Source organism: Ensifer sp. Root278, from assembly GCF_001429285.1.
Taxonomy (GTDB): domain Bacteria; phylum Pseudomonadota; class Alphaproteobacteria; order Rhizobiales; family Rhizobiaceae; genus Ensifer.
Map to the genome: position 1 here is coordinate 14,264 of NZ_LMJJ01000005.1, position 21,272 is coordinate 35,535.

Genomic DNA, 21,272 nt, shown 5'->3' on the forward strand with positions numbered 1-21,272 from the left:
CAGGCGGAGACCGCGCCCACGTCATTCCGCTCAAGGTCACGAGGGCCGGCGGCGGCGAACCGCCGCCGGCCGAAGGCTTACTTCTTGCTGGCGAGGAACTTCTGCTGCGCCTTGGTCAGGTAGTCGGCCCACTGGTTGGCGAGCTCTTCCGGCGTGATGTCGCCGAGCAGGGCTTCCTGAGTCGTCTTGATGGCGAGCGAATCCTTGAAGAAGGCGAATTCCTCGAGGTAGGTCGGCATCACCGTCAATACGACGTCCTTGTCGGCAAGCTCGTCGAACCAGCCCTTGAACTGCGCGCTCGCATAGAAGGGATCCTTCTCGGCCGACTTGTGCACCGGCAGCGCGCCCGTGCGCTTGTTCCACTCGATGTTGCCTTCCGGCCCCTCGAGCGTCTCGATCAGCTTCCAGGAGAGATCCTTGTTCTGACTTGCCGACAGCATCGACCAGCCGGCAAAGCCGATGGTGGTAAACGCCTTGCCGCTCGGACCCTTCGGCATGGTGGTGACGCCGAAATCTTCCGACTTCATGCGCTCGGCAATGGCGATCAGCGCATCCGGATCCTGGTCGAGGAAGGCGCAGGTGCCGCTGTAGAAACCGGCGACGATTTCGTTAAAGCCCCAGTTGACGCTGTCCTTCGGCGCCAGCCCCTTCTTGTAGAGGTCGATCACCCAGGTCAGGCCCTTGACCCAGCCTTCGCTGTTCATGGTCGAGGTGCCATCCTCATTGAAGAATTTGTTGCTGCCGGCCATGGTGGCGCCGAACATCACCCAGCCGTTGAGACCACCCGGTCCCCCGCGCAGGCAGTAGCCGGATTTGCCCGGAAGCTTGGATACGGCTTCCGATGCCTTGACGAAATCGTCCATGGTCTTCGGCGGTTCGCTGACGCCGGCTTCCGAGAGCAGCTTCTTGTTGTAGAACATCGCCCGCAGATAGAAGCCGTAGGGCAGCATGTAGGCGGTGTCGTTGACGTCGCGGCCGAGTTCGAGCGCGCGTTCGGTCAGGCCGCCCGTGTGTTCCCACTTGGCGAGGTAGGGCTCCAGGCTTTCGAGCATGCCGTTGTTGGCATAGAGCGACAGCCAGGTGTCGGGCATTTCCATCACGTCAGGCAGTTCGCCGGCCGAAACCATGGTCGCGAACTTTTGGAATGCTTCGCCCCAGGGCAGCGAGATGATCTCGACCGTGGTGCCGGGGTTGGCGGCTTCGAACTTGGCAACGATCGATTTCAGCGTCTCGGTGCGCTCGGGGCTGGTGATGACCTCGACCAGTTTCAGCTTGGTATCGGCGAGTGCGCTTCCGGCCATCAGGCTGGCGAGAAGCGTGGCAGTGATCAGTTTCTTCATTCTTGTTCCCTCTTTTCTTCGTTGGTTTGGTTCAAAGTGGGGATAGCGGGATGCCGGCGGAAAACCGCCTGCAGCCGCTCCTGTCAGCCAGTCGAAGCGACGGCGAGCGCCGCTTCAAGATCGCTCCAGAGGGCCTCCGTTCCCTCCAGGCCGACATGGAGCCGTACCGACCGCGGCGAGATGCCGAAGGCGGCCGCGGAATTGGGCTGGGCTTTCTGCGACAGCACGACTTCGCCCGGCACGATGAGGCTTTCATGTCCGCCCCAGGAAACGCCGAGCTTGAAGAGTTCGAGATGATCCGCAAAGCGCCTGACATCGACGCCCTCGCGGAAGATGAAGGAGAACAGGCCGGATGTGCCCGAAAGGCCCGGCGGCAGCGTGTTGCCGAGGCCGGGGTGGCAGACGGTCTCGACCAGCGGATGGGCCTGCAGCCGCCGCGCGACTTCAAGCGCCGAGCGCTCATGCGACTTCATGCGGATCGGCAGGGTGCGTAAGCCGCGGATCAGGAGCCAGGCATCGAAGGGCGAGAGCTTGCCGCCGAGATAAGGGTAGGATTCCGAGCGGATGCGGCCGATCAGTTCCTTCGAGCCGGTCACGACGCCGGCGACGACGTCCGAATGGCCGCCGAGATATTTGGACGCCGAATGGATGACGAGATCGACGCCGAGCGAAATCGGCTGCTGGAAGATCGGGCTTGCCCAGCTGTTGTCGATGGCGGTGATGATGCCCTGGTCCTTGGCAAGGCGGGCGAGGGAGGCGACGTCGTGGGTGTCCATCACCCAGCTTGTCGGGCTTTCCATGTAGAAGAGCTTGGCGCCGGGAAGGGCCTTGGCGACTGCTTCCTCGTCGCGACCGTCGACATAGGTCACCTCGATCTTCATGCGCTTCAGATGCGTGCCAAACAGGCGGAAGGCGTCGGGATAGACATGATTGACGGCGACGATGCGGTCGCCCGGCTCGACGAAGGACAGCACGGTCGAGGAGATCGCCGACATGCCGCTGGCAAAACCGATCGCGTCTTCGCCGCCTTCGAGCTTCGCCAGCATCTCCTCGAACATGCGCACGGTCGGGTTGAGACCGCGGGTATAGATCGGTCGCACACGCTCGCCCCGGTAGGACGCGACCATGTCGTCATAATCCTTGAAGGTGAAAAGCGAGGTCTGAACGATCGGCGGCACGACGGCATCGAAGGCGTGGCCTTCGTCATGCGCGACGGTCAGCGAGGCGTGGTCGAACGGATCGAGGCCGTTGGTCATTTGGACATTTCCTTGATGTCTTCCTCGACGATCGCGAGGATTTTCAGCGTTTCTTCGCGCGCGGTGTCAGGATCCTGGGCTGCGATCGCGTTGAACAGGGTACGGTGGAACGGGAAGGAGCGGCGGGCGAAGTCCGACCGATCGAACGGCTCCTCCCAGAAGCGCTCGAAGGCTTCGCGCATCTGTTCGAGGAGCTGGCGGAAGAGCGGATTGTGGGTGGCATCGTAGATCGCCAGATGGAAGGCAAGGTCTTCCGGACCTGACGTGCCCTTGGCGATATGCACCCGCTCCATCTCGTTGAGCTTCACTTCGATGATATCAAGGTCTTCGTCGGTGCGCCGGCGGGCCGCGACCATATTGGCCTCAACCTCGATGCCGCGGCGGACCTCGAGCGTCATCAAAAGCACGTCGCGCAGATGCGCAGCGTCGAGGGTGAGCGGCATATGGACGGTGGCGCCCGTGATCATGCGCAAGAGATAGGTGCCGCTGCCCTTGCGCGCCTCGACGACGCCGAGCGCCTGAAAGTGGCGGATGACTTCGCGAATAGTCGACCGACCGACGGCAAGCGCCGTCATCAGTTCGCGTTCAGCTGGCAGGCGTTCGCCGGGTCTAAGCCCCGATTGTTCGATGTAGTCAGCCAACGCGGCAATGACCTGCTGGGCCCGGTCGGCGGGCGGCAATGGCAGAAGCGCGGCTCTGGCTTGTTCAGTCATTCAGCCTCCCCCTCGGCGCCAAATTGGTCTGACATCTCACCACTATGGATAAGGCGCGAGAGGTCGTCAAGCAGGAACTGATGGAACGCGCAGGTGGTTGACCTCGCACGCTTCCGGCGTAGACAGGAGGCAAGGAGCTTGACGATGTTGAAATCGGGATATCTGTTTGCCATCGCCATGGTGGGCGCGGTCTTTGCCGTGACGAGCGTCGCGGGCGATGCGGAAGCGCAGATGCGCACCAGAAAGGGCGAGTATTACGAGGGGGTCCAGCGCAAGCCCTATGGCTATTACTGGATCTGGCCGCCGGTCGAACAGCGGCAGCCAGCCTACAGGCAACGTCCCGGCCAGGATGGTCCAGTCGGCAACACGACGTCGAAACCCCGCAAGCGGCCGACCCAATAGGCATTGCTGTGCTGCCGAGCGAACCGAACAAAGAGAAGCGGCGCCCGAGAGCGCCGCAGCTTTGATCAGACCTTGTTTGATCAGACTGTGGCGACGTGCACGTCGCGGGGGAGGGAAGAGAGAACCTCCGGCCCGTCTTCGCGCAGGATGACGATATCCTCAAGCCGGATGCCGAAGCGGCCGGGAAGATAAATGCCGGGCTCGATCGAGAAGACCATGCCTTCTTCCAGCACGGTTTCCGAGGTCGCGGTGATGTAGGGCGGCTCATGACCGTCGATGCCCATGCCGTGACCGGTGCGGTGAACGAAGTATTCGCCGTAGCCGGCATCGCTGATCACCTTGCGGGCGGCCGCGTCGACGTCCTTGGCGAGCACGCCGGGACGGGCGGCCTTCAACGCTGCCTGCACGGCCCTTTCCACGATGGTGTGGATCTGGCCGTATCCCTCAGGGGCGCGGCCGACGATTGCCATGCGGGTGATGTCGCTCGGAAAACCCTGCTTGCGGCCGCCGATATCGATGACGACGGCATCGCCTTCCTCGATCACCCGTTCGCTCGCCGAATGATGCGGGAAGGCGCCATTGCCGCCAGCGCCGACGATCCAGAAGGCCGGTGCCGCACCTTCCGAGGAAAAGTGTCCGCGGATCTCAGCGGCCAGTTCCTTCTCGGTCATGCCCGGACGGATCTTGGAAAAGGCCGCTTGCATGGCGCGGTCGGCAATGCCGGCATTCATCTTCAAAAGGGCGTATTCGCTCTTGTCCTTGCGCATGCGCAGGGCGCCGAGCGTTGCCGGGGTGAATTCGCGCGCGGTATCCTCTGGCAGGGCATCGATCAGCAGCAGGGCGAAATCGGCGCGCATGGTCTCGTCGAGCACGATGCGGCCAGGTGCAGTCGCGCCGACATCGGCGAGGGCCGACGTCAGAGCATCGGTCGGGCCCACGTCATCAGCCCAGTTGTGGAAGGCGATGTCGGTGTGTTCGCGCGTGCCCTCGGCGTTGAGGGCCGGCATCAGGAAGGCTTCCTTTTCCGGGCCGATCAGAAGCAGGCAGGGGCGCTCGTCCGGATGCGGATGGTAGCCGATCAGCCAATCCATGTGCGATCCGGGCGCGAGCGCGACGAGGCCGACTTTGCTTTCGGCCATCTTGCGGCGGAGCGCAGCAAAACGGCTCTTGGTGAGTTCGTTCATGATGTTTCCAGTTCTGGCTTGAGGATGCGCTCGCCATTCACGCGGCTGTAGCGCTCATCGACGGGCGGATGGGGTGGCCGGGCCGACCGGCGTGATGTGGCGGTTTTGGGGAATGCTATAGGCCGGCGCAGGTGTTGCCCCAGGCTGAAAATCTTTGGCTCTTCAAGCGGACTCCTCCCCCTCGAATGCGCGGGCATTGGGCCGGAAGGCTCGCGCCTCCCGTCGCTATGCATCTGTATTTTCACGACTTTGGTGCCGTGCCTGAGCGTTGTCAATACGGAATTTTAGTCACACTAAAATTTATGAGGCCGTGGCCTGCCGTCGGCTCAGGCCGCCAGCCGCAGAAGGCGCGCGACCGCCTGCTGATCGAAGCCGCCGATCCCCTCCCGGATGTCGGCGGCGATCGCATCGGCAACGGCCTCCTCGTCGCGCCGCCTAAGGGCATCGATGGCCTCCCGATGACGATCGACCACGTAGAGCTCGGTGACATGCTCCATGGCGATGCCGAGGATGGGCCCGAGTTGCAGCCACACGCTTTCGATCAGCGGCATGGCGACCGGGTCGGGATTGGCCGAGTAGATCATCCGATGAAACGCCTGGTTGGCGATCAGCGCTGCCACCTTGTTCCCCTTGCGGATTTCCGTCTCGATACTGTCATCGATTGCCGTAATTTTCTCGATCTGGCGCTCGGAGAGATGGGCGACGGCCCGGCGGGCGGCATGGCTTTCGAGCGCGATGCGGAGCAAGATCAGTTCCTCGAACCGCGCGGGCGTGATGTGCGGCACGACGATACGGCGGTTCTCAAGGAATTGCAGCGCGCCGATCGATGTCAGCTGACGTAGCGCCTCGCGTACCGGCGTCGGGCTGCTTTCGAGCGCTTCGGCAAGGCCGCGGATGGTGACGGATGTGCCGGGGCGGAAAGCGCCGACCATGATCGCCTGGCGCAGCCGGTTGAAGGCATAGTCATGCGTGGTCATGCCGTCGGGTCGGGCAAGTGGCGGCAAAACAAGGGGTTTCACGATCGCATTCCTTCTGCCTGGCGTCCTTCATGCGCCTGATACCATTGCCGATGCTTGACTCCAATTCCTGAATTATGTCAACTATCACAAAATGTGATCACAAAAAGAGATTTGCGATATGTCGCTCGACGCGGAAGACCCCAGCGCATTCAAGGCATGGCTCGAGCAGAACGGGCCGATCGAAAGTATCCAGGCGGTGGTCTGCGACCTCAACGGCATCATGCGGGGCAAACGCGTGCCGGTGGAGCAGGCGGCGAAGGTGCTCGGCGGCGGCATCCGCATGCCGCTCTCGATCGTCGGGGTCGATGTCTGGGGCGAGGATATCATCAACAGCGAGCAGGTGTTCGCCAGCGGCGACCGCGACGGTATCTGCGGTGTCACCGGCCGCGGCGCGCTGCCGGTCAACTGGACTTCGCGACCGAGCGCGCTGGTGCCGCTCTGGCTGCAGCTTGAGGACGGCAAGCCGTTTCTTGCCGATCCGCGCCAGGCGCTGGCGGCGGTCGTGCGCGAATATCAGGAACTCGGTCTTCGCCCCGTCGTTGCGACCGAACTGGAGTTCTACCTGATCGATCCGGAGCCCGACAGCGCGGTGCCGCCGATCTCGCCCTATACCGGCAAGCGCCTCGATTCCGATGCGATCCTGTCGATCGACGAGCTCGACGATTTCGGCGAGTTCTTCTCGGACGTCTACAAGGAATGTGCCCGGCAGAACGTGCCGGCGGATGCGGCGATCGCCGAGAACGGCATCGGCCAGTTCGAGATCAATCTACTCCACACCGACGACCCGCTGAAGGCGGCCGACGACGCCATCTTCTTCAAGCGCATCGTCAAGGGTGTCGCGCGCAAGCATGGCCTCGCCGCCACCTTCATGGCCAAGCCCTACGGCACACGGTCGGGCAACGGCATGCATATCCATTTCAGCCTGCTCGACGAGGAGGGCAACAACGTCTTCAACGACGGCAGCGACGAAGGTTCGCCAATGCTGAAGAACGCCGTTGCCGGCCTCTTGCGCGGCATGGCCGAGACGACGCTGCTGTTTGCGCCGCATTTCAACTCCTACCGGCGGCTCAGGCCGGACACGCACGCGCCGACGGCCGTCTGCTGGGGCTATGAGAACCGCACCTCGGCAATCCGCATTCCAGGCGGCAATCCGGCCGCGCGCCGCATCGAGCATCGCGTCGCCGGAGCCGACGCCAATCCCTATCTCGTCATCGCCGCGATCCTCGGCGCTGCCCTCGTTGGCATCCGCAACAAGTGGAAGCCACCGGCGCCTGTTTCGGGTCGGGCCTATGCAGCGGAGAAACTGCCCAAAATTCCCTCGGAATGGGGGCAAGCGGTCGATAGCTTCGAGGCAGGACCGATTGCCGCCGAAATTTTCGATCCCGTGCTGCGCTCGATGCTGATCGCCTGCAAACGCCAGGAGATTGCAGGCTTTGCCGAGCAGGTCACGGATTACGAATTCAGCGCCTATCTGGAAATTGTCTGATGGTCACGAAACAGAACTCCTATGCCGGCGACGGCAGCTACCCGACCAGCTACTACGCCGCATCCCGCAACATCATCCGCACGCCGGTCCGACTTCAGGGCCGCGTCGAGACCGACGTGTGCGTTGTCGGTGCCGGTTACTCCGGCCTGTCGACGGCGATCCACCTTGCGGAAAAAGGCTACAAGGTCGTCGTCGTCGAGGGCGCCCAGGTCGGTTGGGGTGCTTCCGGCCGCAACGGCGGCCAGGTGGTCAACGGCCTCAACGCCAGCCTATCGACGATCCAGCGCCGCTACGGCGACGACGCCGCGCGCTTCATCGGCGGGCTGGTGCAGGAAGGCGGCAAGATCATCCGTCGTCTCGTCAGCCAGTATCAGATCGACTGCGACCTGAAGCCGGGCAACATCTATGCCGCCTATACGCCGGCGCATATGAAGGAACTCGAAGCCAAGCAGGCGCTCTGGCGCAAATACGGCATGGACGATCACCAGCTTCTCGATCGTGACGCGCTTCGCAAGCTCGTCACGTCGGATGCCTATTGCGGCGGCATGCTCGACACGACCGGTGGGCACATGCATCCGCTCAATCTCGTGCTCGGCGAGGCGCGCGCGCTCGAAAGCATCGGTGGCACGATCTACGAACAGTCGCCCGTGACGCGCGTCGACCACGAGGCGGCGCGGCCGACCGTCTATACCGAAGGCGGCGAGGTTTCGGCACGTATTGTCGTGCTTTGCGGCAATGCCTATCTCGGCGACGCGGTGCCGAAGCTCGTTTCGCGCGTCATGCCTGTTTCGACGCAGATGATCACGACGGCGCCGCTCGGCGAAGAGCTCGCCCATTCGCTGATCCCGAGCGACATGTGCGTCGAGGACGTGCGCTATATTCTCGACTACTTCCGGCTTTCCGCCGACAAGCGGATGATCTTCGGCGGCGGCACCGTCTATGGTGGCACCGATCCGGCCGATGTGGTCGCCAAGCTGAAGCCCAATCTTGAAAAGGTGTTCCCTGAGCTCAAGGGCGTGAAGATCGACTATGCGTGGAGCGGCAATTTCGCGCTCTCCTTCACGCGCGTGCCGCAGATGGGCCGGATCGGCTCCAACACCTATTTCGCCCACGGCTACAGCGGCCATGGGGTCACCGGATCGCATCTCTTCGGCCGCACACTCGCCGAAGCGATCGATGGCGACACCACGCGCTACGACGTCTTCGAAAAGCTGCCCTGGTATCCCTTCCCGGGCGGGCGCATGTTCCGGGCGCAATATTCGACGATCGGTTCCTGGTGGTACCAGTTCAAGGACGCGGTCGGATTGTAGGGCAAAAGGCCGATGCTCTGTGATGGGGTGGCTTGCCATAAAGCCGGCCACGCCCCTTGCGCGCGAGTCGAATGGCAGATTTCCCGCGGAGTGTAATTCCGCCTTGCCGGCTGATGCGCTAGTATTAATCCCTTACTGCACGGTTCCTCAAATCGTCGCCGATTTGAGGATGCAGAAAATCAAAGTGCTACAGCGACCTTTGCGCGTCCGATAAGACGCGCGGCGCTGTAGCGCATCGGTTCGCCCGTTCGAAGGGCCCGTTGCATCTTTGGCATGCGGCCGGTCCGTGGGAGCGGCGTTCGTATGCAAACGGATACCAAGGAGGGCCCGCATTTCTGCGGGCAAGGCAGGCGGGGAGCATATGACTCCCGATTGATTTCCTGGGAGGCCTCGAGATGTTCGTGCGCTTTGGCTATGAAATCGGCATTCGTTGCCCGCAACCGACCCCGATGATGACCTATCTTTCCGTCGTGCCGGAACGGCGCGCAACCCTTCGGCGCGAACATGGGCCGGTTTCCATGCCAATCGTGAAGATGGAAGAGATCACCGATCCGCATGGCAATACATGTTTCCGGATGACCGTGCCCGAAGGCGACTTCAAGCTCTCCTATGACGCGGTGATCGAGGATGACGGCAGGCTCGACGCCTCCGATCCGCTGGCGGATGCTGTGCCGGTCGAAAACCTGCCGGCCGCTTGGCTACCCTATCTCGCGGCCAGCCGTTACTGCGAAACGGATCGGCTCGGTACGCTCGCGTGGCGACTGTTCGGAGATGTGCCTGCCGGTTGGCAGCGCGTGCAGGCGATTTGCGACTATGTGCATGAGCGCCTGGTCTTCAGCTACGGCTATGCCCAGGCAATGCGCACCGCGCTCGAAGCCCATGAGGATCGCGTCGGCGTCAGCCGCGACTATGCGCATCTGGCGATCACCTTTTGCCGCTGCATGAACATGCCGGCGCGCTATGTGAACGGCTACATGGCCGACATCCCGAAGAGCGATCATCCGGCGCCGATGGATTTCAACGCGTGGTTCGAAGTCTTTCTTGGAGATCGCTGGCATACGTTCGACGCCAAGAACAATCAGCGACGGGCAGGGCGGATTGCGGTCGCTCGCGGCCGTGACGCGGCCGACATTCCGCTGATCCAGACTTTCGGCAAACACGAACTGACCGCCTTCACCGTCTGGACCTGTGTCGAGGCCGACAGTGCGCTCACGCGCTCGCATCACGGCTCCGATGTTTCGTTGCTGACCCCGTGGTTCAGCGAAACCTGGTCGAAACACCTCCTGGACCGCGACCGCAATCGCCATTAACGACGGCGGTTTCGCCGAACCGATTTTTTACGACATGCGCATTTAGCGGAAAATAATATCTATAAACTCAATCGATAATATAGGAGAACAAGAGAGAAGGCGGACTAAATCCCGCGAGTGAATGACGGAGAGACGCGATGAACGCTTCGAGGCCGATGGTCCAATCCCGATACGCGGCTTATGCATCAGCACCCCAGCGCCGGTCGTTCGTCCATCTGGTCCCGCACGCAATTGCGATCGTGGCCGCATTCTCCTTCGTCAGCGCCGTCGTCGTGGGCGCTTTCTGATCTTTCTTGATTCAGCTTTGGCGAGACAGATGTTCGTGCACGGCGATCCAATCGCCTGACGATGCCCGCCGGAACACGATCGTTTCCCGTTCGTCCGCCGTCGCCGGTTCGCCATTGAATTCCAGTTCCGTCTCGACGCGGTGCGTGAAGACCGCGACATCACCCACCGCCTGCACATGCCGTTCGCTCGAACGGCAGGCGCGCACCCGAAAACCATCCCGTTCCTCCCAGAGGGCCCATTCCGCCTCATAAGCCGCACGGCTCAGAAGCGGCCGGTCCAGCGTGTGGAAGATGAAGGTGGCATCCGGCGCGAAGGCCGAAAAATAGGAAGCGCGGTCGTGCCGCGCGAAGGCGGCAACCAGCCGGTCGGCGGCGGAAAGCACCGACTGTTCGAGATCCTGCATCGTGTTTCCTCTTTTTCCGGGCGCAGATTTGCTCCGGTCGTGTTTTTGTGATGGTCAGCGGGCCGAGATCAGTGTCGCGAGCGGACGGTTCTGGCGGGAAACGCGGGCTTTCAGGTCGTCGAGCGTCATTGGTTCGCGCTTGGCGAACTCGGTGAACATCATATTGAGATTGTTGAAGAACATCTCGCCGACCGCCTCGGCGTCGATATCGAGCGCGACGACACCCTTGGCCTTCAGCTTGAGGATCAGGGTCGAGATCTGATCGCAGAGCCGGCGGTCGAGTTCCGTATAGCGCTTGCTGAACGGGCCATCGGGCTGCTGGATGGCAATTGCCATGGCGGTGCGCCACATCTCCTTGCTGAGATAGAAGAGCGAGTGGTCGTAGTATTCGCCGATCAGCGCGTCCAGGGCACCCATGACGGAGGCGGGCGGGTTGTCGACGATCGAGCGGCCGGCAGTGAGCACTTCCTCGACTTCCATCGACACGGTGGCAAGCAGGATGTCGCCCTTGTTTTCATAGTAGTTGTAAAAGGTCCCGACCGAGATCTCGGCGCGCTCGGCGATGTCCTCGATGCGCGCGCTGTCATAGCCGACTTCGCGAAAAAGCACGGCGGCGGCGTCAAGAATCCGCCGGTTCCGATCGGCTTTTTGCCGTGCGCGCAGTCCCGTCATCTGATGTTTCCCCGAATTATGAATTGGTTCAAAATTGAGATTGACTTAAAAAATGAATTCATTCAATCTTTTTTTGAAGACGCCGAAACGAGCGTCAAAACCATGAGGGCAACAGCATGATGCAGTCAGTTCGTGACGGTGCGCCCCTGCGCCGTTTTCTCTCCTCCAGCGCCGCAATCGCGATCACCACGCTGTCGGCGGTTGCAGCGCCTGCACCCGTCTTCGCCCAGGAAGAGCTCAATGCGCTCGTCTGGTGCGACCACACCGATCCGGCGCTGCTCGAGCCGTTCGAGAAGGCCAATGACGTCAAGGTCAACGTCAAGGTCTATGAGGGCACCGGGGCAGGGCTCTCGATCCTCGACCAATCGCAGCCCGGCGACTGGGACGTGCTCGTCATCGACGGCGTTGATGTGCACCGCGCCATCGATCTCGATCTTCTCGCCGAAATGCCTGCCGATGCGCTGCCGACCGCCGACATCTTCCCGGAAGTCCGCATGGAGGCCAACAACACCAAGGACGGGAAGACCTACGCCGTCACCGAGAAGTTCGGCTACAACACGATTTCCTACGACAAGACCAAGGTCGACCCGAAGGACATGCAGGACCTGTCGGTCATCTGGTCGGACAAGTACAAGGGCCGCATCGCGCTTTATGACTACTATCTGCCGATGATCGGTCTCGTCGGGCTTGGCCTCGGCAAGAAGACCTCCGAGCTGACCGAAGCGGACATGCCGGCGATCAAGGAAAAGCTTGCGGCGATGCGCGCCGTGTCGAAACAGGTGAGCGACGTCGTGTCCTCGCAGACGGCGCTTGCGACCGGTGAAGTCGACATTCTCGTCGGCGGCGGCGAGTGGATCACCGCGGTTCTCTCGGCCGACAAGCCGAGCCTCGACTGGACCATTCCGGAGCAGGGTGCGGTGCGCTGGGCGCAATCGATCGGCGTCATGAAGGATTCGACCAAGCAGGATCTGGCGCTGAAATTCGTGCAGTACATCTTGAGTCCGGAAGGCCAGGCGCGGCTTGCGACCTCGTCCTGCTACTGGGCGATGCCGGCCAACGCCAAGGCGGGTGAATTCCTGAACGACCAGCAGAAGACGGCGCTGCGCTTCAGCGAGCAGGCCGAATACCTGAAGAAGACGCAGCTCTATCCGATCCCGTCGGCCGAACTCGACCAGCAGTTCCAGGACGCCTGGACGGAGATGCTGCAGCAGTAACGACAAGGGCGGATGCGATCGGCATCGCGTTCGCCTGATCAACGCCGCCTTGGCGGCGAACGAGGGCAAACCATGCCCCGCAACCCTTGAGCCCCGGGATAGCCATGGCAGACGCCGGAACCCTGACATCAGCGACAGCGCTCGAAGACGCCGACCGGCGCAAGGCCTGGGGCTTCGTTGCCCCGGCGCTGCTCTGGGCCGCCGCCTTCTTCGTCGTGCCCTTCGCCTTTATGGCGGCGATGAGCCTCTGGAAGCGGGAAGGGCGGGAGCTCGTCCGCGTCTGGAACTTCGACAACTACGCGCGCTTCTTCTCCGAGAACGCGCTGTTCCAGGGGCTGGTCAATTCGCTGGAAATCACCGTCATCGTGACGGTGATCTCGGTGCTGCTTGCCTATCCGCTCGCCTGGATCATCGCCGAGCGGGTGCCGAAGCGGCTGCAGCGCATGGCGCTGATCCTGGCCATCCTACCGTTCTGGACCTCCTACGTGGTCCGCTCCTATTCCTGGCTGCTGGTTCTGTCGAAGAACGGCGTGATCAATCAGATGTTCATGAACATCGGGCTGATTTCCGAGCCGCTGGAGCTTGCCAGCACCCGCACGGCGACGGTCATCGGCTTCGTACATTTCTTCGTCATGCTTTTGACGCTGACGATCTATTCCAACCTGATCCAGCTGTCGCCCAACTACCGCCGCGCGGCCGCCGACCTTGGCGCCAATGCCTTCCAGACCTTCTGGCACGTGGTGCTGCCCTTGACCCTGCCCGGCATCATGACCGGCGCGTTTCTCACCTTCGTGCTCTGCATCGGCGACTATGTCACGCCGCAGATCCTCGGCGGCAACAACGAGCTGGTGCTGCCGCAGATCATCATGCTGCAGCTTGGGCGCAGGGCGGATTTCCCGATGGCCGCGGCGCTGTCGATCGTGCTGATGCTCGCCGTCACCGTCGCCTACGTTGCCTGCGCCCGCTGGCTGAAGATCGAGAGGGCCTGACGATGTTGCGCAAGATCTCCGCAAGCGTTCTGTCCTGGACCTATCTCGTCCTCGTCTACGCCTTCATCTTCCTGCCGGTTGCCGTGCTGGTGCTCTTTTCGTTCCAGGACGGCCGGCTGCCGGTGCCGCCCTTCAACGGCTTTTCGCTGCAGTGGTACGAGGCGGTTTTCGCCGACCGCAAGCTGATGGCAGCGCTCGGCAACTCAATGGTCGTGGCGCTTGCCTCCTCGGTCATCTCGGTGCTGCTCGGCTTCCTCGCGGCCTATGCGCTGGCGCGCTACAAGCTGCCGGGCTCGGCCCTGCAGCGCGGCTTGCTGATCGCGCCGATGACGGTCAGCTACCTGATCATCGCGCTTGGGCTGCTGTCAGTGCTCAATGCACTGCACGTTCCCTTGTCGCTGATGACGGTCGGGATCGGCCATGTGGTGATCAACCTGCCGCTCTGCTTTGCCATCATCTACGCCTCGATGGGCGATCATCACATCAACATCGAGCGGGCGGCGCGTGACCTTGGCGCCAGCGATTTCAAGGTGATGGCGCTGGTGACGGCACCGATGCTGATGCCCTCGATCCTTGCCGCCTTCTTCCTCTCCGTCACCTTCAGCTGGGACGAATTCATCATCGCCTTCCTGCTATCGCGCTTCGACGTGACGCTGCCTGTCGAGATCTGGAGCATGCTGCGCTCTGGCCTCAACCCCAAGACCAATGCCATCGGTTCGCTGGTGTTTCTCGCCTCCGTCGCCGTGCTCTTCATCCTTGAGCTTTCCCTGTTCGGAAGGACGAAAAAACAATGACCGCTTCCGTCACGATCGAAAACGTCAGCAAGATCTTCGGCGCCTTCACGGCGTTGGACAACGTCTCCCTCGACATCCGGGCCGGCGAATTCATCGTCCTGCTCGGGCCGTCCGGCTGCGGCAAGACCACGCTCTTGTCGATCCTCGGCGGCTTTCTGTCGCCAAGCTCGGGTCGGGTGACGATCGGCGGGCAGGACATGACCTATGTGGCGCCGTCTAAGCGCCCGACGACGACGATGTTCCAGGACTATGCGCTGTTTCCGCATATGCGCCTCGTCGACAATGTCGGCTTCGGCCTCAGAATGCGCGGCCTTGCCAAGGCCGAGCGTGACGAAAAGGCACTGGGCTTCCTCGACCTCGTGGGCTTAAAGGCGTCCGCCGGCAAGAGGCCGCATGAACTCTCGGGCGGCCAGCGCCAGCGTGTAGCCCTGGCTCGGGCGCTTGCCGTCGACCCGGATGTGCTTCTGCTCGACGAGCCGCTTGGCGCGCTCGATCTCAAACTCCGCCGCCAGATGCAGGACGAACTGAAGGCGATCCAGAAGCGGGTCGGCACGACCTTCGTGCACGTGACCCACGACCAGGAAGAGGCGATGGCGATCGCCGACCGCATCGTCGTGATGAACCAGGGGCGGATCGAGGATTTCGGCCCGCCCTCGGAGGTCTACATGCGGCCGCGTTCGCTGTTTTCCGCGGGCTTCATGGGCGAGGTCAACTTCGTTTCCGGCCGTGTTGCGGCGGCGGATGCGAGCTCCGCCCGGGTTGAGACCGCGCTCGGCAGCCTGGCGCTGCCTGCTCAGAATTTCACGGCATCGTCGCCGAAGGCCGGTGACCGCATCACGCTCACCATCCGGCCGGAGCATTTCCGCGCCGACGACCGGGCGGAAGGACCGACCGTGGCGCTCGGCGAGGCACGGGTCGCCGGCAGCGCCTTTTTCGGCACCCATTATCGCTGCCATCTGCAGCCCTGTGCCACGGATACCAGGGCGCTGGTGGCGCATCTGCCGCAATCGGCAAGCGTGCGCGAAGGCGAGATCGTGCCACTTGCAGTGCGCGCTGCCGACGTCGTAGCCTTGCCCGCCACAGGCGGACATGCGTAGCACCATGCAGAGAATTGCCCCCAAGGACTGGTATCGCGTGCGGCGGCTCGACGACGGCGTCACCGCCATCGACGAGCCCTACATCCAGGAGTTCTATCGCTGCAACATCTGGCACGTGCGCGGCCGCGACCGCGACATGCTTGTTGATAGCGGCATGGGCGTGGTGTCGCTGAGGGAATGGGTGCCGCTCGTCACCGAGCGTCCGCTGACCGCCGTCGCCAGCCACACCCACTTCGACCATATCGGCTGCCATCACGAGTTCGACTGCCGCTGCGTGCACGCGGCGGAAGCGCAGCTTCTCGCCCATCCGACGCGCAAGAACACGCTCGCCGACCCTTACGTCGCCGACGAGATCTTTGACGCGCTGCCGCCCGAACCCTATGCCTCCACCACCTACGCGGTGAAGGCGGCGCCGGCGACGCGGCTTTTGGAAGACGGCGATCATATCGATCTCGGCGACCGGGTCTTCGACGTGATCCATACGCCTGGCCATTCGCCCGGCGGTATCGCGCTCTTCGAGGCGAAGACCGGCATCATGTTCTCCGGCGACATCGTCTACGATGGGCCGCTGATCGAGGACACCTATCATTCCAATGCCGACGACTACCTGGCGTCGATGGAACGGCTGCTGAAGGTACCCGCGCGTATCGTTCACGGCGGACATTTTCCGAGCTTTTCCGGCGAGCGTTACAGAGCGCTTATCCGCGACTGGCTTGCTGAAAAACAAAAGACAAACTGACGGGAAGGAGGAGCGAATGCTCGACAAACGCAAGTTCTACATCAATGGCGCCTGGGTGGATCCCATCGTCGCCAACGACCTCGAGGTCCTGAACCCGGCGACGGAAAAGCCTGTTGCGGTGATCTCGATGGGCACGGCCGAAGACATTGACCGGGCCGTGGCCGCCGCCAAGAAGGCCTTTGTCACCTATAGCCAGACAAGCGTCGAAGAACGGCTGGCGCTGCTCGAAAAACTGCTCGCCGTCTACACGCGCCGTTATGACGAGATGGTCGACACCATCACCATGGAACTCGGCGCGCCGAAGACCATGACCCGCGAGCAGCAGGCCGATGTCGGCGTCGGCCACCTGCAAGGCTTCATCGATGCGCTGAAGCGCCTGAAGACCCGCGACCGGCTGCCGAACGGCGACGTGATCCTGCGCGAGCCGATCGGCGTCTGCGGCCTGATCACGCCGTGGAACTGGCCGATCAACCAGATCGCGCTGAAGGTGGTGCCGGCGCTTGCGACCGGTTCGACCTGCGTCTTGAAGCCGAGCGAATTCACGCCACTCAACGCCATGCTCTATGCCGAGATGATCGATGAGGCGGGCTTCCCCGCCGGCGTCTTCAACCTCGTCAACGGCGACGGTATCAATGCGGGTGCTGCCCTTTCCAAGCACCGCGACATCGACATGATGTCGTTCACCGGCTCGACGCGCGCGGGCATCGCCGTCAGCAAGGATGCGGCCGAGACCGTCAAACGCGTGACGCTGGAACTTGGCGGCAAGTCGCCGAACATCGTCTTTGCCGATGCCGATCTCGAAGATCGCGTGACCGGCAGTGTGCTCGAATGCTTCAACAATTCCGGCCAATCCTGCGACGCGCCGACCCGCATGCTGGTCGAGCGCAGCGTCTACGACCAGGTGGTCGAGATCGCCAAGCGCGTCGGCCGCGAGGCAAATGTGGGCGATCCGACCAAGGAAGGCAGCCATATCGGCCCGCTCGTCAGCCACGTCCAGTTTGGCCGGGTGCAGGCGCTGATCGAGGCGGGCATTGCCGAGGGCGCGCGTCTGCTCGTCGGCGGTGCCGGCAAGCCGGAGGGCTTCGAGACCGGCTACTTCGTCAAGCCGACGATCTTTGCCGACGTCAACAATGACATGCGCATCGCCCGTGAGGAGGTCTTCGGGCCGGTGCTTGCGATCATCCCCTTCGACACCGAGGAGGAAGCGATCGCCGTTGCCAACGACACCAATTACGGTCTCGCCGCCTATGTGCAGACGGGCGACCCGAAGCGGGCGGAGCGCGTCGCTGCACGCCTGCGGGCCGGGATGGTGCATATCAATGGCGGACCGCACCGCTACGGCAGCCCATTCGGCGGCTACAAGCAGTCGGGCAATGGTCGTGAGGGCGGCATGTTCGGTCTTGAGGACTTCCTCGAAGTGAAGACCGTGCACGTTCCGGACGCTGCCTGAGCGGCGGTGGAGCGCCACGCATTGAAAATCGGCCGTCGCATCCAGCGGCGGCCGTTTTTTCTTTCGGGCTTTGTGGTAGCAGGGGTTGTCGCCGGCCGCGCCCATCTGATAGCTGCGAAGCGCTCAGGGCCTCTTGCCTCTGGCTACCAAGCCCCTTCCGGATATCTCCCGTGACCCACGCATCGCATTCCACAGCCCACAATCGCGTTGCCATGGCGGCACTCCTCATCGGCGGCGCTGCAATCGGCGGTTCGCCGATCTTCGTGCGGCTGTCGGAGGTGGGGCCGATGGCGACCGCTTTCTGGCGGGTGGCGCTGGCGCTGATCCCGCTGCTCGCGTGGTCGTGGTTTCGCGGGGAGAGTGCCAATGACCGGCGCCCGCAAAAGCTCTCGGAATATGCGCTGCTCATTCTGCCCGGCGTGTTTCTCGCGATCGATCTTGCGGCCTGGCACTATGCGCTGACCAAGACGTCGGTCGCCAATGCCACGCTGCTTGCCAACCTCGCGCCGGTCTTCGTGACGCTCGCAAGCTGGCTTCTGTTTCGGGCGCGTATTAGCACCGTCTTCGTCATTGGCCTCGTGACGGCCGTTGCCGGGGTGGTGACCCTCAAGGGTGGCCCGATGGCGCTGGGCGAGGGCAACCTCGTCGGCGACGGCGTCGCCGTCGTCGCGGCGATGTTCTATGCCGGCTATATCCTGGCGATCGGCCGGCTGCGCAGCCTCTTTGGCACCGTGCGCATCATGATCTGGAGCACCGCTTCGGCGGCGATCTGCATGCTGCCGATGGCGGTTGTCTTCGAACAGTCGCTGTTCCCGGTGACGGCCTTCGGCTGGGCGATGCTCTTCGGACTCGCCTTCGTCAGCCATGCCGGCGGGCAGGTGGCGATCACCTATGCGCTCGCGTATCTGCCGCCTGCTTTTTCGTCGCTAACCCTGCTCTTGCAGCCGGTGGTGGCGGCGATCCTCGCCTGGATACTGCTTGCCGAGCCGGTCGGCCTGATGCAGGCGATCGGCGGGGCGATCGTATTGATCGGCATCCTCATTGCGCGGCGCGGATAACGCCGCGCGCTTTCTGCTGACTTCTTAGAGGCCCGGCGGTGTGAAATTTGCCAGCCGCTCTTCGAGCTTGCGGATCGTCTCGGCGTCCGCATTGGCAAAGGCGAAGCGCAGGTAGTTCTCTTGGCCTTCGCCGAAATAATCGCCCGGTAGGCAGACGACGCCGGCGAGCTTTGCGAGCTTCTCGGCAATGAACTGTGAGTCGATATCGGGGAAGGGGTGGCGGACGTAGGCGAAATAGGCGCCGACCGCCTGCAGCTTCCATTTCGGCAACCGGCTCATGACATCGCGCAGCGCATCGGCGCGCGCGGCAATCTCGGCGCGGTTGGCCTGGCGCCAGTCGGCAAGCGCGGGGATGGCCTTGGCGACGGCGGCCTGGGCCGAGCGCGGCGCGCAGATCTGCAGGTTGTCCATGATCTTCGTCACCTGCTCGATGACAGCAGGGCCGGCGGTGATGGCACCGAGGCGATGGCCGGGTATGCAGAAGGACTTGGAGAAGCTGTAGAGGCCGATGAAGCTCTCCTGCCAGCCTTCGCTCGAAAGCAGGCCGTGCGGCGCGACGGACGCGTCGGGCAGGAAGTCGCGATAGGTCTCGTCGAGGATCAGCCAGACACCCTTGGCGCGGCAGGCCTCGTGGATGCGGGCGAGCAGCTCCGGCGGATAGACGGCGCCGGTCGGGTTGTTGGGCGAGACCAGCGCAAGTGCCCGGATGCCGGGGCGAAGCACTGCAGAAATCGCGTCGACCTCGGGCAGGAAGCCGGCACCGGCGTCGCAGGGTACGAGCTCGACATTGATGCCGAGCATCGAAAGCGTGGTTTCCTGGTTGAAGTAGTAGGGGTTGGTCATCAGGATCGTATCGCCCGCGCCGGCAATCGCCATCGCCGTGCAGATGAAGGCCTGGTTGCAGCCCGAGGTGATGTGAATGTTGTCGGCCGTCACCGCCGCGCCATAGAGCCCGGCGACATGAGCCGCATAGGCTTCGCGCAGCACTGCTTCGCCCTCGATCGCGCCATAGCCGGTATAGGCGGTGGAGGCGGCGGTCTCGCCGAGCCATGCCAGCATATCCGGATGCGCAGGATAGCCGGGCACGGCCTGCGACAGGTCGATCAGCGGGCCACGGGAGCCGTCGTAGGACTTCGCCCAGGCCAGCACCGAGGGCACGGGCGGCGGCGAGAGCTTTTCGACGAGCGGGTTGAAATGCGGCATGGCGGGTGTTCCTGCGTTAGATCACGATGGTTTGAAGCAGGATGCGGGCGGAAAACCGCGTACATTTTCCTCATCCTGCCTCAGGCCTTGGCTTTACGTTTCTGCGGGCGATCGGCGCGGCGGGCGCGGCTCGGCGCCGAGACCGGCTGAAAGCTGTCCTTGCCCGATTTACGATCTGTTGGCTCCAATTTCGAGGCCCGGCTGCGAATAATCGTGCGGGCCGAAGTCTGCAGTTCCGGCATAGGGTCGCTTTCGAGCGTCGAAAACATCCAGTCGATGAAGATGCGCACGATCGGGGCGGCCAGCACCTCGTTGCGGCAGGCGACGAAGAAGGCGTCGTTGGCAGGCACGGTCAGGTCGAAGGGGGCGATCAGTTCGCCGCGCGCGATCAGGCTGCCGGCGGTGATAGTGTCGCCGAGTGCCACGCCCTGATTGTGCAGCGCGGCTTCGGTCGAGAGCCGCGCATCGCTCATGAAATGCTGCCGCCCGCGCTGCAGGTCACTGGCATCGGCTGCGGCGAGCCAGGTGTTCCACTCGCGGCCGTCGTCGCCATGCAGCATCACGTGGTCGCGCAGATCCCGCACGGAGCGCAGCGGCCGCATGTTGAGCAGTGTCGGGCTCACGACCGGAAAAAGCTCCAGCCGACTCCAAAGCTTCGCCCACGCGCCCGACCAGTTGCCGTCGCCATAGATCAGGCAGACGTCGACATCGGGCGAATGCAGATAGGCCTCGTCATTGGAAGCGATCAGCGTCAGGCGCACGTCCGGATACTGTTCGGTGAAGAGATGCAGCCGCGGGATCAGCCAGAAGGAGAGAAGTGCGGGAACGCAGGTAATGCGCAGTTCGCCGCTCGTCGTCGGACGCGTCATCGCCGCCGTCGCCGCGGCGATCTCGGCAAAGGCATGGGTGACGGCCGGCAGGAGCAGCGCGCCCTGCGGCGTCAGCTTCAGCCGCTTGCCGCCCCGTTCAAAGAGGGCCGCCTTGACCGAGAGTTCAAGCGCGCGGATCTGGTGGCTGATCGCACCGTGAGTGACGTTCAGCTCACGCGCGGCAGCCGATACGGAGCCCCGTCGCGCCGTCGCTTCGAAGGCTCGCAAAGGGTTCAAGGGCGGCAGGCGGCTGGACAAATCGAGCGGTTCCGGCAATTGCTGTTATGTGAATTTTTCTCACACGAAACGCTATAACAATGTCAATTGATTTTCTAGGGGAATTGCCGCCTAATAATCGTCAACAAAGGCGAAAAAGCCTGGGGAACATGATCGCGCCGGATGAGCCGGCCCCATCCGCAGACAAAATTCTGTGGCGCCTCGCGCGCATGCCTCGGGCTATGGATGACGGAGGATTG

General features: G+C 63.0%; 20 protein-coding genes. 11 read left to right on the forward strand and 9 right to left on the reverse strand.

The window, feature by feature from the left end; translation table 11 throughout:
* Window positions 1–77 precede the first annotated feature (77 nt).
* The 3 genes from ASE60_RS06755 to ASE60_RS06765 all read right to left on the reverse strand — a co-directional run bounded on the left by ASE60_RS06755 (window position 78) and on the right by ASE60_RS06765 (window position 3,309).
* Window positions 78–1,340 carry a sugar ABC transporter substrate-binding protein gene (locus ASE60_RS06755; RefSeq protein WP_057248983.1) on the reverse strand — a complete coding sequence of 421 codons (1,263 nt, stop codon included), beginning with the start codon at window positions 1,338–1,340 and terminating at the stop codon, window positions 78–80.
* Between the two features lie 83 nt (window positions 1,341–1,423).
* The gene (locus ASE60_RS06760; RefSeq protein WP_057248984.1) at window positions 1,424–2,596 is read right to left on the reverse strand and encodes a PLP-dependent transferase; all 1,173 of its coding nucleotides are present in this window, start codon (window positions 2,594–2,596) and stop codon (window positions 1,424–1,426) included.
* On the reverse strand, window positions 2,593–3,309 hold the full coding sequence (locus ASE60_RS06765; RefSeq protein WP_057248985.1) for a FadR/GntR family transcriptional regulator: 717 nt from the start codon (window positions 3,307–3,309) through the stop codon (window positions 2,593–2,595). Before ASE60_RS06765 ends, ASE60_RS06760 begins: the two co-directional genes overlap by 4 nt.
* A gap of 144 nt (window positions 3,310–3,453) precedes the next feature.
* Here ASE60_RS06765 and ASE60_RS06775 point away from each other — a divergent pair, with 144 nt between their 5' ends.
* Window positions 3,454–3,711: a hypothetical protein gene (locus ASE60_RS06775; RefSeq protein ID WP_156414596.1), complete on the forward strand. Its 258-nt coding sequence runs from the start codon at window positions 3,454–3,456 to the stop codon at window positions 3,709–3,711.
* Between the two features lie 80 nt (window positions 3,712–3,791).
* On the opposite strand, the gene ASE60_RS06780 is transcribed toward ASE60_RS06775, so the two are convergent.
* Both ASE60_RS06780 and ASE60_RS06785 read right to left on the reverse strand, forming a co-directional pair.
* Complete coding sequence (locus ASE60_RS06780) at window positions 3,792–4,895, reverse strand: aminopeptidase P family protein (RefSeq protein WP_082615758.1); 1,104 nt, start codon at window positions 4,893–4,895, stop codon at window positions 3,792–3,794.
* Between the two features lie 326 nt (window positions 4,896–5,221).
* Complete coding sequence (locus tag ASE60_RS06785; protein ID WP_057248988.1) at window positions 5,222–5,914, reverse strand: GntR family transcriptional regulator; 693 nt, start codon at window positions 5,912–5,914, stop codon at window positions 5,222–5,224.
* 118 nt (window positions 5,915–6,032) lie between these two features.
* Between ASE60_RS06785 and ASE60_RS06790 the strand changes: the two genes are divergently transcribed.
* The 3 genes from ASE60_RS06790 to ASE60_RS06800 all read left to right on the forward strand — a co-directional run bounded on the left by ASE60_RS06790 (window position 6,033) and on the right by ASE60_RS06800 (window position 10,020).
* Entirely contained in the window at window positions 6,033–7,400 is a 1,368-nt protein-coding gene (locus ASE60_RS06790) for a glutamine synthetase family protein (RefSeq protein ID WP_057248989.1), read from the forward strand.
* Window positions 7,397–8,710 carry an FAD-binding oxidoreductase gene (locus ASE60_RS06795; protein ID WP_057248990.1) on the forward strand — a complete coding sequence of 438 codons (1,314 nt, stop codon included), beginning with the start codon at window positions 7,397–7,399 and terminating at the stop codon, window positions 8,708–8,710. Before ASE60_RS06790 ends, ASE60_RS06795 begins: the two co-directional genes overlap by 4 nt.
* A gap of 395 nt (window positions 8,711–9,105) precedes the next feature.
* A complete protein-coding gene (locus ASE60_RS06800) occupies window positions 9,106–10,020 on the forward strand; it encodes a transglutaminase family protein (protein WP_057248991.1) in 915 nt (304 codons plus the stop codon).
* Window positions 10,021–10,318: 298 nt separating this feature from the next.
* Here the strand turns inward: ASE60_RS06800 and ASE60_RS06805 are convergent, their stop codons facing one another.
* Window positions 10,319–10,711: a nuclear transport factor 2 family protein gene (locus ASE60_RS06805; RefSeq protein WP_057248992.1), complete on the reverse strand. Its 393-nt coding sequence runs from the start codon at window positions 10,709–10,711 to the stop codon at window positions 10,319–10,321.
* 54 nt (window positions 10,712–10,765) lie between these two features.
* Entirely contained in the window at window positions 10,766–11,383 is a 618-nt protein-coding gene (locus ASE60_RS06810) for a TetR/AcrR family transcriptional regulator (protein ID WP_057248993.1), read from the reverse strand.
* A gap of 116 nt (window positions 11,384–11,499) precedes the next feature.
* Between ASE60_RS06810 and ASE60_RS06815 the strand changes: the two genes are divergently transcribed.
* The 7 genes from ASE60_RS06815 (at window position 11,500) to ASE60_RS06845 (ending at window position 18,724) form a co-directional block, all read left to right on the forward strand.
* The gene (locus ASE60_RS06815) at window positions 11,500–12,597 is read left to right on the forward strand and encodes a spermidine/putrescine ABC transporter substrate-binding protein (protein WP_176907480.1); all 1,098 of its coding nucleotides are present in this window, start codon (window positions 11,500–11,502) and stop codon (window positions 12,595–12,597) included.
* 104 nt (window positions 12,598–12,701) lie between these two features.
* Entirely contained in the window at window positions 12,702–13,586 is an 885-nt protein-coding gene (locus ASE60_RS06820) for an ABC transporter permease (RefSeq protein WP_057248994.1), read from the forward strand.
* A 2-nt stretch (window positions 13,587–13,588) separates the two neighbouring features.
* Window positions 13,589–14,380, forward strand: a complete 792-nt coding sequence (locus ASE60_RS06825; protein WP_057248995.1) for an ABC transporter permease — start codon at window positions 13,589–13,591, stop codon at window positions 14,378–14,380.
* Window positions 14,377–15,477 (forward strand): ABC transporter ATP-binding protein, encoded by a 1,101-nt coding sequence (locus tag ASE60_RS06830; RefSeq protein WP_057248996.1) that lies wholly within the window; start codon window positions 14,377–14,379, stop codon window positions 15,475–15,477. The genes ASE60_RS06825 and ASE60_RS06830 overlap by 4 nt, the downstream gene beginning before the upstream one ends.
* A gap of 4 nt (window positions 15,478–15,481) precedes the next feature.
* On the forward strand, window positions 15,482–16,216 hold the full coding sequence (locus tag ASE60_RS06835) for an MBL fold metallo-hydrolase (protein WP_057248997.1): 735 nt from the start codon (window positions 15,482–15,484) through the stop codon (window positions 16,214–16,216).
* Between the two features lie 16 nt (window positions 16,217–16,232).
* Window positions 16,233–17,666, forward strand: a complete 1,434-nt coding sequence (locus ASE60_RS06840) for an aldehyde dehydrogenase family protein (protein ID WP_057248998.1) — start codon at window positions 16,233–16,235, stop codon at window positions 17,664–17,666.
* A 212-nt stretch (window positions 17,667–17,878) separates the two neighbouring features.
* Complete coding sequence (locus tag ASE60_RS06845) at window positions 17,879–18,724, forward strand: DMT family transporter (RefSeq protein ID WP_082615760.1); 846 nt, start codon at window positions 17,879–17,881, stop codon at window positions 18,722–18,724.
* A 24-nt stretch (window positions 18,725–18,748) separates the two neighbouring features.
* Here the strand turns inward: ASE60_RS06845 and ASE60_RS06850 are convergent, their stop codons facing one another.
* Both ASE60_RS06850 and ASE60_RS06855 read right to left on the reverse strand, forming a co-directional pair.
* Window positions 18,749–19,927 carry an aminotransferase gene (locus ASE60_RS06850; RefSeq protein ID WP_057249000.1) on the reverse strand — a complete coding sequence of 393 codons (1,179 nt, stop codon included), beginning with the start codon at window positions 19,925–19,927 and terminating at the stop codon, window positions 18,749–18,751.
* 80 nt (window positions 19,928–20,007) lie between these two features.
* On the reverse strand, window positions 20,008–21,054 hold the full coding sequence (locus ASE60_RS06855) for a LysR substrate-binding domain-containing protein (protein ID WP_057249123.1): 1,047 nt from the start codon (window positions 21,052–21,054) through the stop codon (window positions 20,008–20,010).
* Window positions 21,055–21,272: the final 218 nt, after the last annotated feature.